Annotated in this window: 16 protein-coding genes, 1 tRNA gene and 1 pseudogene; 14 read left to right on the top strand and 4 right to left on the bottom strand. The window is 74.6% G+C overall.

What is annotated here, in order from left to right; genetic code table 11:
- The first annotated feature begins 20 nt into the window (after positions 1-20).
- The 3 genes from K330_RS0115870 (at position 21) to K330_RS21835 (ending at position 2944) form a co-directional block, all read left to right on the top strand.
- Positions 21-809 (top strand): fumarylacetoacetate hydrolase family protein, encoded by a 789-nt coding sequence (locus K330_RS0115870; RefSeq protein ID WP_022922800.1) that lies wholly within the window; start codon positions 21-23, stop codon positions 807-809.
- 10 nt (positions 810-819) lie between these two features.
- Positions 820-1644 (top strand): glutamate racemase, encoded by an 825-nt coding sequence (gene murI / locus K330_RS0115865; protein WP_022922799.1) that lies wholly within the window; start codon positions 820-822, stop codon positions 1642-1644.
- 97 nt (positions 1645-1741) lie between these two features.
- Positions 1742-2944 carry a flavin-containing monooxygenase gene (locus K330_RS21835; RefSeq protein ID WP_022922798.1) on the top strand — a complete coding sequence of 401 codons (1203 nt, stop codon included), beginning with the start codon at positions 1742-1744 and terminating at the stop codon, positions 2942-2944.
- Here K330_RS21835 and K330_RS24690 read toward each other — a convergent pair.
- Positions 2925-2978: pseudogene (locus K330_RS24690) on the bottom strand (hypothetical protein); the annotation flags it as partial. The gene K330_RS21835 and the pseudogene K330_RS24690 overlap by 20 nt on opposite strands.
- Before the next feature lie 1040 nt (positions 2979-4018).
- On the opposite strand from K330_RS24690, the gene K330_RS0115850 reads away from it, so the two are divergent.
- The 8 genes from K330_RS0115850 to rdgB all read left to right on the top strand — a co-directional run bounded on the left by K330_RS0115850 (position 4019) and on the right by rdgB (position 9540).
- Positions 4019-4816, top strand: coding sequence for a methyltransferase domain-containing protein (locus K330_RS0115850; protein ID WP_022922796.1), 798 nt, complete (start codon positions 4019-4021; stop codon positions 4814-4816).
- Positions 4817-4897: 81 nt separating this feature from the next.
- Positions 4898-5656 (top strand): MBL fold metallo-hydrolase, encoded by a 759-nt coding sequence (locus K330_RS0115845; protein ID WP_029202760.1) that lies wholly within the window; start codon positions 4898-4900, stop codon positions 5654-5656.
- Positions 5657-5693: 37 nt separating this feature from the next.
- Complete coding sequence (locus tag K330_RS0115840; protein ID WP_022922794.1) at positions 5694-6272, top strand: RNA polymerase sigma factor; 579 nt, start codon at positions 5694-5696, stop codon at positions 6270-6272.
- On the top strand, positions 6265-6972 hold the full coding sequence (locus tag K330_RS0115835) for a hypothetical protein (RefSeq protein ID WP_022922793.1): 708 nt from the start codon (positions 6265-6267) through the stop codon (positions 6970-6972). Before K330_RS0115840 ends, K330_RS0115835 begins: the two co-directional genes overlap by 8 nt.
- Before the next feature lie 36 nt (positions 6973-7008).
- Positions 7009-7518: a cupredoxin domain-containing protein gene (locus K330_RS0115830; RefSeq protein ID WP_022922792.1), complete on the top strand. Its 510-nt coding sequence runs from the start codon at positions 7009-7011 to the stop codon at positions 7516-7518.
- A complete protein-coding gene (locus tag K330_RS0115825) occupies positions 7515-7973 on the top strand; it encodes a hypothetical protein (RefSeq protein WP_022922791.1) in 459 nt (152 codons plus the stop codon). The genes K330_RS0115830 and K330_RS0115825 overlap by 4 nt, the downstream gene beginning before the upstream one ends.
- An 86-nt stretch (positions 7974-8059) precedes the next feature.
- Positions 8060-8860 carry a ribonuclease PH gene (gene rph, locus K330_RS21830; RefSeq protein WP_022922790.1) on the top strand — a complete coding sequence of 267 codons (801 nt, stop codon included), beginning with the start codon at positions 8060-8062 and terminating at the stop codon, positions 8858-8860.
- Entirely contained in the window at positions 8857-9540 is a 684-nt protein-coding gene (rdgB, locus tag K330_RS0115815; RefSeq protein ID WP_022922789.1) for an RdgB/HAM1 family non-canonical purine NTP pyrophosphatase, read from the top strand. Before rph ends, rdgB begins: the two co-directional genes overlap by 4 nt.
- 12 nt (positions 9541-9552) lie before the next feature.
- On the opposite strand, the gene K330_RS21825 is transcribed toward rdgB, so the two are convergent.
- Complete coding sequence (locus K330_RS21825; RefSeq protein ID WP_022922788.1) at positions 9553-10086, bottom strand: CarD family transcriptional regulator; 534 nt, start codon at positions 10084-10086, stop codon at positions 9553-9555.
- 234 nt (positions 10087-10320) lie between these two features.
- Between K330_RS21825 and thrC the strand changes: the two genes are divergently transcribed.
- Genes thrC through K330_RS0115795 form a run of 3 tightly spaced genes read left to right on the top strand, consistent with a single transcriptional unit; the run spans position 10321 to position 13308 of the window.
- Complete coding sequence (gene thrC / locus K330_RS0115805) at positions 10321-11415, top strand: threonine synthase (RefSeq protein ID WP_022922787.1); 1095 nt, start codon at positions 10321-10323, stop codon at positions 11413-11415.
- Entirely contained in the window at positions 11415-12350 is a 936-nt protein-coding gene (locus K330_RS0115800; RefSeq protein WP_029202756.1) for a homoserine kinase, read from the top strand. The genes thrC and K330_RS0115800 overlap by 1 nt, the downstream gene beginning before the upstream one ends.
- A 43-nt stretch (positions 12351-12393) precedes the next feature.
- Positions 12394-13308 (top strand): PhzF family phenazine biosynthesis protein, encoded by a 915-nt coding sequence (locus tag K330_RS0115795; RefSeq protein WP_022922786.1) that lies wholly within the window; start codon positions 12394-12396, stop codon positions 13306-13308.
- A 15-nt stretch (positions 13309-13323) separates the two neighbouring features.
- On the opposite strand, the gene K330_RS21820 is transcribed toward K330_RS0115795, so the two are convergent.
- Together K330_RS21820 and K330_RS0115785 are read right to left on the bottom strand one after the other, a co-directional pair.
- Positions 13324-14130, bottom strand: a complete 807-nt coding sequence (locus tag K330_RS21820) for an SGNH/GDSL hydrolase family protein (RefSeq protein ID WP_022922785.1) — start codon at positions 14128-14130, stop codon at positions 13324-13326.
- A gap of 64 nt (positions 14131-14194) precedes the next feature.
- A tRNA-Leu gene (locus K330_RS0115785) sits at positions 14195-14277 on the bottom strand.
- Positions 14278-14291 lie beyond the last annotated feature (14 nt).

Genomic DNA, 14291 nt, shown 5'->3' with positions numbered 1-14291 from the left:
CCACCCCATACCCTTGGCCCATGCGCATCTGCCGATTCACCACCGGGGACGACCCCCGCTTCGGCCTCGTCGACGGGGCGGGCGAGAAGATCGCCGAGATCTCCGGCGACCCGCTCTACACCCGGATCGAGCTGACCGGCGAGACCTTCGAGGTCGAGGACGTGCGGCTGCTGGCGCCGGTCATCCCACGGAGCAAGGTCGTGGCGATCGGGCGCAACTACGCCGACCACGTCCGCGAGATGGGGAGCCAGCTGCCCACCGAGCCGATGATGTTCTTCATCCCCAACACCTCGGTCTGCGGCCCCGGCGACCCCGTGGTCATCCCGGGGTTCGCCCAGGAGATCTCCTACGAGGCCGAGCTCGCCGTGGTGATCGGGCGCGTGTGCAAGGACGTCTCCGCCGAGGACGCGAAGAGCGTCATCCTGGGCTACACCGTGGCCAACGACGTGACCGCGCGCGACCTGCAGCGCGGTGACGGCCAGTGGGCACGGGCCAAGGGCATGGACACCTTCACGCCACTGGGGCCCTGGGTCGAGACCGACCTGGACGTCTCCGACCTGCGGATCACCGCGACCGTGGACGGTCAGGTGCGCCAGGACGGCACGACCGCCGAGATGATCTTCGGGGTCGCCGAGATCATCGCCCACGCCTCGGCGGCCTTCACCCTGCTGCCCGGGGACGTCATCCTCACCGGTACCCCGGCCGGGGTGGGTCCGATCACCGCCGGCCAGCGGTGCGTCGTGGAGGTCGAGGGGATCGGCTCGCTGAGCAACCCCTTCGTCTCGGCCGACACCTCCGCGGACGACTGAGCGGCGGCGCATGACCGACTCCCCGATCGGGGTCTTCGACTCCGGCTTCGGCGGCCTGACGGTCGCGCGCGAGGTGCTCGACCAGCTGCCGCAGGAGTCGGTGCTCTACCTCGGCGACACCGCGCGCACGCCCTACGGGCCCCGGCCGATCGCCGAGGTGCGCCGCTTCGCCCTGGAGTGCCTCGACCGGCTCGTCGACCACGGGGTCAAGGCACTGGTCATCGCGTGCAACAGCGCCTCCGCGGCGGTCCTCGCCGACGCGCGCGAGAGGTATGCCGTGCCCGTCGTCGAGGTCATCCGGCCCGCCGTGCGCCGCTCGATGTCGCTCACGCGCTCCGGGCGGATCGGGGTCATCTCCACCCAGGCCACCCACCAGTCGCGGGCCTACCTGGACGCCTTCGTCGCCGCCCCGCCGCAGGTGGAGGTCTTCTCCCAGCCCTGCCCGCGCTTCGTCGAGCTGGTCGAGGCGGGCATCACCAGCGGGCCGGAGGTGCTGGCCACGGCGCGGGACTACCTGGCGCCGCTGCAGGAGCAGCGGATCGACACCCTCATCCTGGGCTGCACGCACTACCCCCTGCTGACGTCGGCCCTCCAGTACGTCCTCGGGGAGGAGGTCACGCTCGTCAGCTCCGCCGCGGCCACGGCCGCCGACCTGTTCCGGGTGCTCACCGACGGCGACCTGCTCGCCCCGGCCGGGGCGGTGCCGCAGCACCAGTGGCTGACCACCGGCGACCCGCACGGGTTCACCTTCCTGGCCCGGCGCTTCCTCGGCCCGGAGGTCGACCAGGTGCACCAGGCCTTCGTCGGCCGTGCCGAGGAGCGGGTCGAGGCCTGAGCTCGGTCAGGACCCCCCAGGTGGGGGGTGGTCGCGGCCCGCGGTGCGCGCCAGCCTGGTGAGGACGGCCGATCGTCGGCCGGGTCAGGGAGGGGCCATGGACGAGGTGCTCGTCATCGGCAGCGGTCCGGCGGGCCTGTCGTGCGCCGCGGAGGTCAACGCGCGCGGCATACCCGCGACGGTCCTGGAGAAGGGCAGCGATGTCGCCGCGGCGTGGGCGTCGCGCTACGACTCGTTGCGCTTCAACACCAGCCGCATCCACTCGGCGCTGCCGGGCGCGCCCTTCCCCCGGGCGTGGGGACAGTTCCCCACCCGGGACCAGTACGTGGGCTACCTGCGCGCCTACGCACGGCGCCACCGTGTTCCGGTGCGCACCGGGGTGGAGGTGCGACGGCTCGACCCCGTCCCCGAGGGCTGGTCGGTCCGCACGTCCGGCGGCACGCTGGCGACCCGGCAGGTGGTGGTGGCCACGGGCCTGGCCAACCGCCCGGTGCTGCCGGCCTGGGCGCGTGACCCGTCAGCCTTCGGCGGGACCCTCCTGCACTCCGCCGACTACCGCTGCCCGGCGCCCTTCGCCGGCGCCGAGGTGGTGGTCGTGGGGGCCGGGTCGACCGGGCTGGAGATCGCACACGAGCTGGCGCGGGACGGTGCCGCGCGGGTCACCCTGTCGGTGCGCACCCCGCCGACCGTCCTGCTCCGCCGGATGGGGGGCCTGCCGGCCGATCTGCCGACACCCCTCTTCCTGCACCTGCCCACGCGCCTGGTCGACCGGATGCTGGCCGCGATGTCGCGCCGGGTGGTGGGCAACCTGACCGAGCACGGGCTCCCTCAACCGGTGCAGGGGGCGATCTCCGCCCTGATGAGCAGAGGTGCGGGCACCGCGATGGTCGACCGCGAGGTGGTCGACGCGCTGCGTGCGGGAGCCTTCACGGTGGTGCCCGAGGCCGTCGGCCTCGAGCAGGACGGTGTGCGGCTGCGCGACGGGCGCACGGTCGGCGCCGACGTCGTCATCGCCGCCACCGGGTTCGACCGCGGGCTGGAGCCGCTCGTCGGCCACCTGGGGGTGCTCGGCGACCTGGGGATGCCCCTGGTGCGCACGGGGCAGGAGTCGCTGCCCGGCCTGCGTTTCGTCGGCTACGTCTTCCGTCCCGGCATCACCGGGTATGCCGGTCGCCAGGCCCGTCGGGCGGCAGCCGGAGTCGCGGCTCGTGCGAGAGCAGCGCGGCGAGCTCCGGCCGGCTCGACACCCCCAGCTTGGCGAACACCGCCTTCACGTGACCGCGCAGAGTCTCGGCGCTGATCCACAGCTCCTGGGCGATCTGTGCGGTGGACATGCCGTGGAGCAGGAGCCGGGTGACCTCGCGCTCACGGGGCGTCAGGCCGTGCGCCTCCAGCAGGATCGGGGCCAGGTCGGCCCCGTGCGCCGGCTCGAGCACGACCGCGGTGCGGCCGCCTCCTGCCCGTGCGGCACCTGTCTCGTCCGGTGGGTCGGCGACCCGGATGCCCCGGACCACGAGCCAGGCTCCGTCGCGCGAGCGGGTGCGAGCCATGGCGGGGGGCCCGTCCGCCCCGCCCGCGGCCAGGGCGCGGGCCCGTTGGGCGACCTGGTGCAGGACGATGGTGCTCTCGAGGGCGGCGTCGTCGGGTGCGCCCAGCAACCGGGTCACCTGGGGGCTGACCGTCTCGACCGAGCCGTCGTCGGCGACCACGACGAATCCCCGGTCCTCGTCCAGGTCCGTGCCAGCGGGGTCGTCGTGCAGGTAGCACCGGCGGATCCCCTCTGTCACGGCGGGGGCCAGGGCGGTGAGGAGCTGCACCTCCTCGGGGTCGAACATGGGCTCGCCCGCCCGGCGCGTCAGGCACGCGTGGCCCCAGGCGACGCCGCTCCCCGCGAACACGGCCCGCAGCTCGTCGCCGTAGCCGTGCGGCCCGTAGACGCGGGCCCACCGGGCGCTGCGCCCGAGGTCGCCGCCGGTGCTCGCGCTGAGCGCCGCCGCCGCGACGCCGTGACGCGCCATCTGCCAGAACTTGTTGACGTCGTCCTGCCCGAGCTCCAGGGCGATCAGCTCCAGGTGCAGGTCGCGGTCGACGTCCTCGGAGTAGACCCCGTTCATCAGCATGGTGTCCGGGTCGACCACGATCCAGCCGGCGGCGGCATAGGGGACCGCGCGGCGCACGACCGCGGCGACGTGCTCCAGGAGCTCCAGCGGATCCTGCGCCACGGCGCACGCCTGCTGGACCCGCTCGAGGATCCGGGTGCGCTCACTGCGGCCGGGCAGCATGACAGGTGATTGTCCCGCGACCCCGTGCGGGCGTCCACCCCGGGGGAGATATTATCTTGATGTCAAGATAACTTGTGTCGAGGAGGAGCCACGTGCACACCTGGGACCCGGACCGCTACCTGACCTTCGCCGACGAGCGCGGTCGGCCCTTCGTCGAGCTGGTCGCCCGGATCGGGGCCGGGGAGCCCCGCACGGTCGTCGACCTGGGATGCGGTGCCGGCAACCTCACGCGTCTCCTCGTCGACCGCTGGCCCGGGGCGCGCGTCGTCGGGGTCGACTCCAGCGCCGAGATGGTCGAGCGGGCGGCCGGCGTCGGGGGTGTCACGGCCGAGCTCGGGGACATCAGGGAGTGGGCCCGGCGGGGTCGTGCGGAGGGCGGTCAGGGTCGGCCGGACGAAGAGGCCGACGTCCTCGTCACCAACGCGGCCCTGCAGTGGGTGCCCGGGCACCTCGACCTGCTCCCGTCCCTGGTCGGGCGGGTGGCCGACGGAGGGTGGTTCGCGATGCAGGTGCCCGGCAACTTCGAGGAGCCGAGCCACACGATCCGGCGCGACCTCGCCGCGGAGCCCGACTACGCCGAGCACACCGCAGGTGTCGCCGCGCCCGACGCCCACGACGCCGCCACCTACCTGACCGTGCTGCAGGACCTGGGGTGGCAGGTGGACGCCTGGGAGACGACCTACCTGCACGTCCTGGAGGGGCAGGACCCGGTCTTCACCTGGGTCTCGGGCACCGGTGCCCGACCGACCATGCAGGCGCTGCCGCCGGAGCTGCGGCCCCGCTTCGAGGCAGAGTTCAGGGCGCGCCTGCGGGAGGCCTACCGCGCGGATGCGCAGGGCCGGGTCGTGCTGCCCTTCCGCCGCGTGTTCGTCGTCGCTCACCGGCCCTGACCCGCGCCAGCTGCCTGCCCACGCCGCTCTGAAGAACGTCACCTCTGTCCACGACGCCCTGCGAGCGGGCACCATGTGCTCATGGATCTGACGATCGTCGGGTGCACGGGGTCGATGGCCGGCCCCGAGTCACCGGCCAGCTGCTACCTCGTCCGCGCCGAGCACCGGGGCCGCACCTGGCAGGTGCTGCTCGACCTCGGGTCCGGCGCGCTCGGCACGCTCCAGCGCCACACCGACCCGATGACGCTGGACGCGCTGGTCCTGTCCCATCTGCACCCCGACCACTGCCTGGACCTGACCGGGCTGCGGGTGCTGCGCCAGCACGGTCCCCACCCCGCCGACGGCGACCTGCCCGTCTACGGCCCGGACAACACCGCCGAGCGCATGGCCCGGGCCTACGGGGTGGGCGGGCCGGAGGCGATGAGAGGCATGGACTTCCGCACCCTGGCCGACGCGACCCCCTTCGAGCTCGGTCCCTTCACCATCACCCCCTACGAGGTGTGGCACCCGGTGCCGACCTTCGGGTTCCGGGTGGCGGCCGACGGGGTGGTGCTGGTCTACACCGGCGACACCGACTCCTGCCCCAACCTGGCCCCGCTCATGGCAGACGCCGACCTGGTGCTGTCCGAGGCCTCCTACCTCGAGGGCCGCGACACCGGGCGCGGTGTGCACCTGACCGCCCTGCGGGCGGCCACCGCGGCGCGCGACGCCGGGGCCCGCCGGCTGATGCTGACGCACCTGCCGCCGTGGACGAGCACGGAGGACGCGGTGGCCGAGGCGTCGCGTGCCTGGGCCGGCGAGGTCGAGGTGGCCCGGCCGGGGCAGACCGTCCGGGTCTGAGCAATCCCTGCAGGGTCCGCCGGCCGTACTCTCAGGCATGGCCCCCGTCTCGCGCGCCGACCGCGCCGACGACGCCGCCCTCCTGGCCGGGCTCGCGCTGGACGACCCGGCGGTGTCGGCCGCGTTCGTGCGCAGGTTCCAGGGCGCGGTCTTCGGGATGGCGGTGGGCATCACGCGCGACCCCGCGCTCGCCGAGGACGTCTGCCAGGAGGTGTTCGTCAAGGCGTGGTCGGCAGCCGCCGGGTATGACGTGCGCCGCGCCTCGGTGCTCACCTGGCTGCTGACGATCACCCGCAACGCCGCGATCGACGCCGTGCGCGCCCGCCGCAGCACCCCGACCGACGACCTGATCCTCGACCAGCTCGTGCAGGACACCACGGCCCAGGCGCCCGACCTGCAGGAGAGCGCGGTCCACCGCCTGGAGACCGAGCAGGCCGTGCGCCGGCTGCACAGCATCGCGCCGGAGCAGGCCCGGGCCGTGGTGCTGGCCGTGCTCGCCGGCTGCACCGCCGCCGAGGTGGCCGAGCGCGAGTCGATCCCGCTCGGCACCGCCAAGACCCGGATCCGCACCGGCCTGCGCCGGCTGCGGGCCACGATGGAGACGACCCATGAGTGAGCGGCCCCCCGCCCGCACCGGCCCGTGCCCGGACGAGGACGAGCTGGTCGAGCTGGCGCTCGGCCAGGCGGAGCGGCAGACCTCCGAGCGGCTCTCGACCCACCTGTCCACCTGCGCCGCCTGCCGTCGCTCCTACGACGACCTCGCCGGCGCGGTCGAGCTGGTGCTGCCGGCCGTGCCGCGGGTGGCTCCGCCACCGGCCTTCGAGACCGCGACCCTGGAGCGCATCGCCCGGGCACGCCACGGCGCACCCCGGCCGGACACGTCGGCCGGGGGCTCCGCGGTCCCGCCGGGCGCCGGGCCCTCCCGCCGGGCCGTGCTCCGGGCCGCCGCGGCCGCCGTGCTGGGCGTCGCGGCGGGCGCCGGAGCGACGGCATACCTCGGTCGTGACGAGCCGGACCCCGCGTCGCCCTGGGCGACGCCCCTGCTGACGGCGGACGGGCAGACCGTGGGCACGGTCTCGCCGAGCTACGGCGACCAGGGCACGCTGCTGGTCATCGACGTGACCTCCGGGCCGGTCGGACGGACCTACACCTGCCGGCTGCGGCACGCCGACGGCACCACCGAGGACGTCGGGGTCTGGAGCCTGGCCGAGGACCGCCCCAACAGCTGGGTGGTCGCCGTGCCCGACCCGGGGACGCTCGCCGCCGTCGAGCTGGTGGGCCCCTCCGGCTCGGTGTGGTCCACCGCCGTCCTCTAGCGCAATCCCTCTGCCGCCGGACTCCGTACCACCTCCATGGACGGCACCCCCCGCCTCCCCGGACCGCGCACCCCGGCGGTCCTGGCCCGCGTGGCCGCCCTGGCGCTCGCGGCCGGGCTCCTCACCGGGTGCGGCAGCCAGGGCGGTGACGCGGACACCGCGGCGCCGGGGGCGGACCTCGGGTACGGGGCACAGCCCCCCGCCACGGCCACCGCCACGCAGGGTGGGACCGCGGCCACTCAGGACGGCGCCACCGCGACGCAGGACGATGCCGGCGCGTCGACCGGGCGCGAGGTCATCGTCATCGAGGGATTCGACTACGTCCTGCCGGACTCGGTGCCCCCGGGTGCCGAGATCGTGGTCCGCAACCTGGACGGCGTCGGGCACACGGTCACCGCGGACGAGGGGGATGCCTTCGACGTGGTGGTCGGGCCCGGCTCCGAGGTGACCTTCACGGCACCCACCGAGGAGGGGGAGTACCCCTTCCACTGCACGCCCCACCCGGCGATGACCGGCACGCTCGTCGTGGAAGGAGACGGATCATGACCGCAGGCTCCAGGACCGCACCGAGGCAGGCGCCGACGAGGGTGGGCAGCCGGGCCGAGCTGGTGACGCGCGCCGTGGTCGTCCTCGGCCTTGCCGTCGACGCCTTCGTCCACCTGCGCATGGCCCCGGTGATGGACGTCGCGGCGCCGGACGGGATCGGCGGCGGCAACCTCTTCCGGATCCAGGGCGTCGTGGCCGGCGTCGCCTCGCTCGTGCTGCTGCTGACCGGGCGACGCTGGGCCTACCTGCTCGCGCTGCTGGTCGCCCTGTCCGCGCTCGTCCCGGTCATCCTCTACCACTTCGTGAACGTGCCGGCGATCGGCCCGGTCCCCTCGATGTACGACCCGCTGTGGTCGCCCGAGAAGGTCGTGAGCATCGTCGGCGAGGCGCTCGCGGCAGGTTTCGCGGTCCGGGGGATGGCTCTGACCCGGCCGCGGCCGCACCCCTCGACCTGACCGCCTGCGCCGCTCGGGGCCGCCGGGGCGGGTGGCCCATCCCGCCCGCCCCGGCCGGGGGGGCCGCACCAACTACGCTGGTCGGCATGACGACCGGAAGCCGCCACGACGGCCGCGCCCCCGACCACCTCCGCGAGATCCGCATCACCCGCAACTGGCTCGACCACGCCGAGGGCAGCGTGCTCGTCGAGTTCGGGCGGACCCGGGTGCTGTGCGCGGCCTCGTTCGAGGCGGGCGTGCCGCGCTGGCGCAGGGGCAGCGGCCAGGGCTGGACCACGGCGGAGTACGCCATGCTTCCCCGCGCCACCCACACCCGCTCCGACCGGGAGTCGGTCAAGGGCCGCGTCGGCGGGCGCACGCACGAGATCAGCCGCCTCATCGGCCGGTCGCTGCGTGCGGTCATCGACCTCGAGGCGCTGGGCGAGAACACCATCCACCTCGACTGCGACGTGCTGCAGGCCGACGGCGGCACCCGGACCGCCGCCATCACCGGTGCCTTCGTGGCCCTGGTCGACGCGGTCGAGTCCGCCCGGGCGCAGGGGCTCATCGCCGCCGACGCCGAGCCGCTGACCAACTCCGTCTGCGCCGTCAGCGTCGGCATCGTCGACGGCGAGCCGGTGATCGACCTCGACTACGAGGAGGACGCCACCGCCGACACCGACATGAACGTCGTGATGACCGGGGACGGGCGCTACGTCGAGATCCAGGGCACGGCCGAGGGCGCCCCCTTCGACCGCGAGCTGCTGGACGCGATGCTCGACGCCGCGGCCGAGGGCTGCGCCGAGCTGACCGCCCGCCAGGAGGCCGCGCTCGGCGCGGACGACATCGGCGGGGCCGACGCCCACGAGGCCGGCGCCGCCGTCGACCAGGGCCCCCCGACCTGGTGAGCGGCGACACCAGCCGCACCGCGGACGGGGCCGACCGGCGCCTGGTCCTGGCCACCCGCAACGCGCACAAGGTCACCGAGCTGCGCGAGATCCTCGCCGAGGCCCTGGACGCCGCCGGGCTCGAGCTCGTCGGGCTCGACGAGTTCCCCGACCTGGAGGACGTCGTCGAGTCGGGGGTCACCTTCGCCGACAACGCGCTGCTCAAGGCGAGGTATGCCGCACGCGCCACGGGTCTTCCGGCGCTGGCCGACGACTCCGGGCTGGCGGTCGACGTGCTGGGCGGGGCACCGGGGGTGTTCTCCGCGCGCTGGGCCGGCCCGCTCGCCGAGGCGACCGGGACGGACAAGGACGTGGCCAACAACACCCTGCTGCTCGCCCAGCTCGCCGACGTTCCCGAGCCGCACCGCGGCGCCGGCTTCGTCTGCGCGGCGGCCCTGGTGCTGCCGGGGGAGAGGGCAGGGGAGAGCGGGACCGAGATCGTGCGCGAGGGCACCTGCCGTGGCGTGGTGGGCCGCGAGCCCCGCGGCTCCAACGGCTTCGGCTACGACCCCCTGCTCGTGCGACCGGACGGGCGCACGCTGGCCGAGCACACCAGCGCCGAGAAGCACGAGGTGTCCCACCGGGGCGAGGCGTTCCGGGCGCTCGCCAGGGACGTCACGGCGCTGCTGGCACCGTCCTGACGTCGACCCTCGTCAGCTCGCGGAGGCCAGGCGGTCGTCGAGCCCGGTGAGGTCGGGGCGCGTCCCGTCGGTCACGGCGGCCTCCAGCACCCGCAGCGTCTCCTCCGCCGGGAGGTCGAGGACGATGCTCAGCTCGTCGACGACCGGGCGGCGGGCGTCGCGCAGCAGGTCGCGCTCGCCGAGCGAGAGCCCCTTGTCCGCGTCGCGGCGGGTCAGGTCGCGCACGAGCTCGGCCTGGATCAGCACGTCGCCGGAGTTGAGCCGGTCGACGTTGTGCTTGATGCGGCGCGACCACTGCGACTCCTCGAAGCCGGTCTCGGCGGTCAGCCGGTCGAAGATCTCGGCGACCTTCCCGGCGCCCATCACCGGCCGGATCCCCAGCTCCTCGGCCTTGGCAGTCGGCAGCGCCAGCTCGAGCGCGTTGTGCTTGACGACCAGCTGCAGGTAATGCATCTCCTCGCCGCGGACGGTCCGGGAGAAGGTCCCCGTGACCGTCGCCGGGCCGTGGTGGGGGTGGACGACGACCTGACCGCTGGTGAACCGCATACCTGACCTTGCCCTTCGCTGTAATCCAGTACGTGCCTCGCCGGACCGCCCGCCGTGCGGGCGCCGTCCCGTCCAACGCTGCTCATCGGCCGGGACGGGGGCGGGCCAACCCCACCATTGTCTCAGATCCGGCGCGGTGCCCGGCCCGACGAGATCTGCGGGGCCGCGCCCGGCCCGCCCGGCGGCACCGCATACCCTTGACGTGCCCCTCCCCGCCCGAGCAGAGGACCTTCCATGGCGCACCAGTGGCGCGGCGTGATCGCCGAGTACGCCGACCGTCTGCCCGCGTCGGTGACCGAGCGCGTCGTGACGCTGCGCGAGGGCGGCACCCCCCTCATCCCCGCCGAGCACCTCTCGGCGCTCGTGGGTGCCCAGGTGCACGTCAAGTACGAGGGCCTCAACCCCACCGGGTCGTTCAAGGACCGTGGCATGACCGCCGCGATCTCCGACGCCGCCCGCACGGGGGCCAAGGCGGTGATCTGCGCCTCGACCGGCAACACCAGCGCGAGCGCCGCCGCCTACGCGACCAAGGCGGGCATGGCGTGCGGCGTGCTGGTCCCCGAGGGCAAGATCGCGATGGGCAAGCTCTCCCAGGCGATCGCGCACGGCGCCACGCTCATCCAGGTCGACGGCAACTTCGACGACTGCCTCGACCTGGCGCGCAAGCTGGCCGAGGCCTACCCCGTGGAGCTGGTCAACTCGGTCAACCCGGCCCGCATCGAGGGGCAGAAGACCGCGGCCTTCGAGGTGGTCGACGCCCTGGGCGACGCGCCGGACATCCACTGCCTGCCGGTCGGCAACGCCGGCAACATCACCGCCTACTGGAAGGGCTACAGCGAGTACGCCGACTCCGCCGCGCCCGGCGCCGACGGCGTGGCGGTCGCGTCCCGGCGTCCTCGGATGTGGGGCTTCCAGGCCTCCGGCGCGGCGCCGATCGTGCTGGGCCACCCGGTCAGCCACCCCGAGACGATCGCCACCGCCATCCGCATCGGCAACCCGGCGTCGTGGCGGCAGGCGGAGGCCGCGCGCGACGAGTCCGGCGGCCTGATCGACGCGGTGACCGACGAGGAGATCCTCGACGCCCACCGGCTGCTGTCCTCGCGGGAGGGGATCTTCGTCGAGCCGGCCTCGGCCGCCTCGGTGGCCGGCCTGCTCAAGATGCACGTGGCCGGGAAGGTGCCGGCCGGCGCGACCGTGGTGTGCACCGTCACCGGCCACGGGCTGAAGGACCCGCAGTGGGCGCTGCGCACCGCCGACGGCTCCGACATCGAGCCGGTCCGCGTCAGCGTCGACGTCGTGAGCGCCGCCGGGGCGCTCGGGCTGGAGTGATGGCCGCGCCCGAGACCGGCCGCTCGGTCTCCGTCACGGTCCCGGCGAGCACCGCCAACCTCGGCCCCGGCTTCGACGCGGTCGGCCTGGCGCTCGGCATCGAGGACGGGTATGACGTCACGGTGCTCCCCGCCGGCGCGGGACTGCAGGTGGTGCTCGAGGGGGAGGGGCGCGACAGCCTGCCGCGCGACGAGACCCACCTGGTGGCGGCGCGGATGCGCGAGGCGCTCCTGGCCTGCGGCCTGGGCTGGCTCGACGGCTACGGGCTGCGGCTGACCTGCCGCAACCGGATCCCGATGTCGGCCGGGCTCGGCTCGTCGGCCTCGGCCATCGTCGGCGGGCTGGGTCTGGGCTTCGCCCTCGCGCGCGGCGGCGAGCTGACCGAGGCCGACCTGGGCCTGGTGAACACCCACGCGGGCATCGCCGAGGGCCACCCGGACAACTCCTCGGCCTCCGTCTACGGCGGGCTCACCGTCTCCTGGATGCCCTCGCCCCGGGTGGTGCGCACGGCGCGCCCGACGCTGCATACCGACGTGGTGCCGGTGGTGCTCGTCCCGACCCGGGAACGCGTGGACACCGCGGTGGCCAGGGCCGTCCTCGGGCCGCACGTGCCGCGGCCCGACGCGGTGCACCAGGCGGGCCGGTCCGCGCTGCTCGTGCACGCGCTGACCGCGGAGCCGACGCTCCTGCTCGACGCGACCCAGGACTGGCTGCACCAGGAGCAGCGGCGGGGGGTCTACCCGGTGACGATGGGCGCGGTCGACACCCTGCGCGGGCTGGGCCATGCCGCGGTCGTCTCCGGCGCCGGCCCGACCGTGCTCTGCCTGACCACGACCGAGATGGTGGACGCCGTCGTCGCGGAGGCCCGCACGTGGGGGCGGGCCTGGAAGGTCCTGACCCCGGGCGTGCCCGAGCACGGCCTGCGGGTGGTCTGAGCCGACCCCGCCCGCCCCACGCGCGAGCGGGCAGGATGGGGGCATGGACCGCCCCGCCCTCCCGCGCCGCTTCAGCCAGGTCGACGTCTTCGGGCCACCGGGGGCGAGGGACGGCATTCTGGGCAACCCGCTCGCCGTCGTCCACGACGCCGAGGGGCTCGGCGAGGAGACGCTCGCCGCCTTCGCGCGGTGGACGAACCTGTCCGAGACCACCTTCCTGCTGCCGCCCGCCGACCCCGCCGCGGACTACCGGGTGCGGATCTTCACCCCCGGGGGCGAGCTGCCGTTCGCCGGTCACCCGACGCTCGGCTCGGCGCACGCCTGGCTCGAGGCGGGCGGGCGGCCGGCGCACCCGGACCGGGTCGTGCAGGAGTGCGGTGCCGGGCTGGTCACCGTCCGTCGCGAGCCGCGGCTGGCCTTCGCAGGGCCCCCGCTCGTGCGCTCCGGCCCGGTCGAGGACGCCGACCGGGGGCGCGTGCTCGCGGCCCTGGGTCTGTCCGCCGGCGACGTCGTCGCGATGGAGTGGGTGGACAACGGCCCCGGGTGGGTCGGGGTCGAGCTCGCGGACGCCGAGGCGGTGCTGGCCGTCGAGCCGGTGCCGGAGCACTTCCCCGTCGTCGACGTGCAGGACGGGACGCTCGGCCTGGCGGTCGGGGTGGCCGGCAGGTGGGCCGACCCGTCGACGGGGGGCAAGGACCTGGAGGTGCGGGCCTTCTTCCGCGACGGTGCTCAGCTGGTGGAGGACCCGGTCACCGGCAGCCTCAACGCCGGCCTGGCCCAGTGGCTCGTCCAGGCCGGCAGGCTGCCCGGGCGCTACGTGGCCGGCCAGGGAACGCGCCTGCGGCGCGACGGACGGGTGCACGTCGAGACGGGGGACGGGCAGACCTGGGTCGGCGGCGAGGTGGTGACGACCGTGGCCGGCGAGGTGCGGCTGGCCTCGGACGGTCGCCGGGGCTGAGCCGACGCTGAGGCCCTACCGCCGCAGGTCGCGCGGGTTGATCGCGGCGGTCAGGGCGGCGGCGTAGGCGCGCTGGCCCTCGGCCGTGGGGTGGAGCGCCTCCGGGTCGTCGGCGTCGCCGATCCAGGCGTCAGGGGCGTTGATGCCGTGGCCGTCGAAGCGGGTCGCCACGTCGACGTACTGGACCCCGCTCGCCTGCGCGACCTGGGCGATGGTGGTGTTCAGCTGGTCGGCGAGGGCGTTCATCGCGTGCTGCTCGGCCACCGAGATGGTGAAGGAGAGCGGGCCCACACTGCCGGTGTAGTCCCCGTACTCCGGGGAGAACAACCGCGGGTAGCCGGTGACGACGACGTGTGCACCAGGAGCCGCCGCCTTGACGAAGGAGTAGGCCGTCGCGAGTCCAGCGGGCAGCTGCGTAGCCACCGTTCCGCTGACGCCAGTGGTGGCACCGAGGCACACCTCGTCGGGCTGCGTTGCGCACGTCAGGACCACCTGGGTCCACGGGAGGTTGTTGCCCCCGACCGACAGCGTGACGAGGTCGGTCTCGTCGTCGAGCGCGGCCAGCTGACCGGCCAGGCTCGTGACGGTGGCCCCAGGAATGGCGGCCGCGTCGTCCAGCGCGATCCGCATCCGGCCGTCCAGGAGGGAGGGGTGCGCCTGCTCCGGTGCGAGCCCGAACCCGGCGGCGTAGGAGTCGCCCAGGGCGTCGTAGGTGTACTCCGGCGGGGCGGCCTGCGCCGGTCCGGCGGCGAGGGCCAGCGGGGCGGCGACGGCCAGGGTGGTCAGAAGTGCGGGCAGCGCCCGCCGTGGGGTGCGTTCCATGACCGAACGCTAGTGGCTGGGCGCTGCACCGTCCATGCCCTCGCGGCGCGCGCACGCCATACGCTGGTGCGCTCGGCGGGACTCGAACCCGCACGCCGGAGCACAGGAACCTAAATCCTGCGTGTCTGCCAGTTCCACCACGAGCGCGCGGGGACCAGCGT

The sequence above is a fragment of the Ornithinimicrobium pekingense DSM 21552 genome (assembly GCF_000421185.1).
Lineage (GTDB): Bacteria > Actinomycetota > Actinomycetes > Actinomycetales > Dermatophilaceae > Ornithinicoccus > Ornithinicoccus pekingensis.
This window is presented reverse-complemented; position numbering and strand designations above follow the sequence as displayed.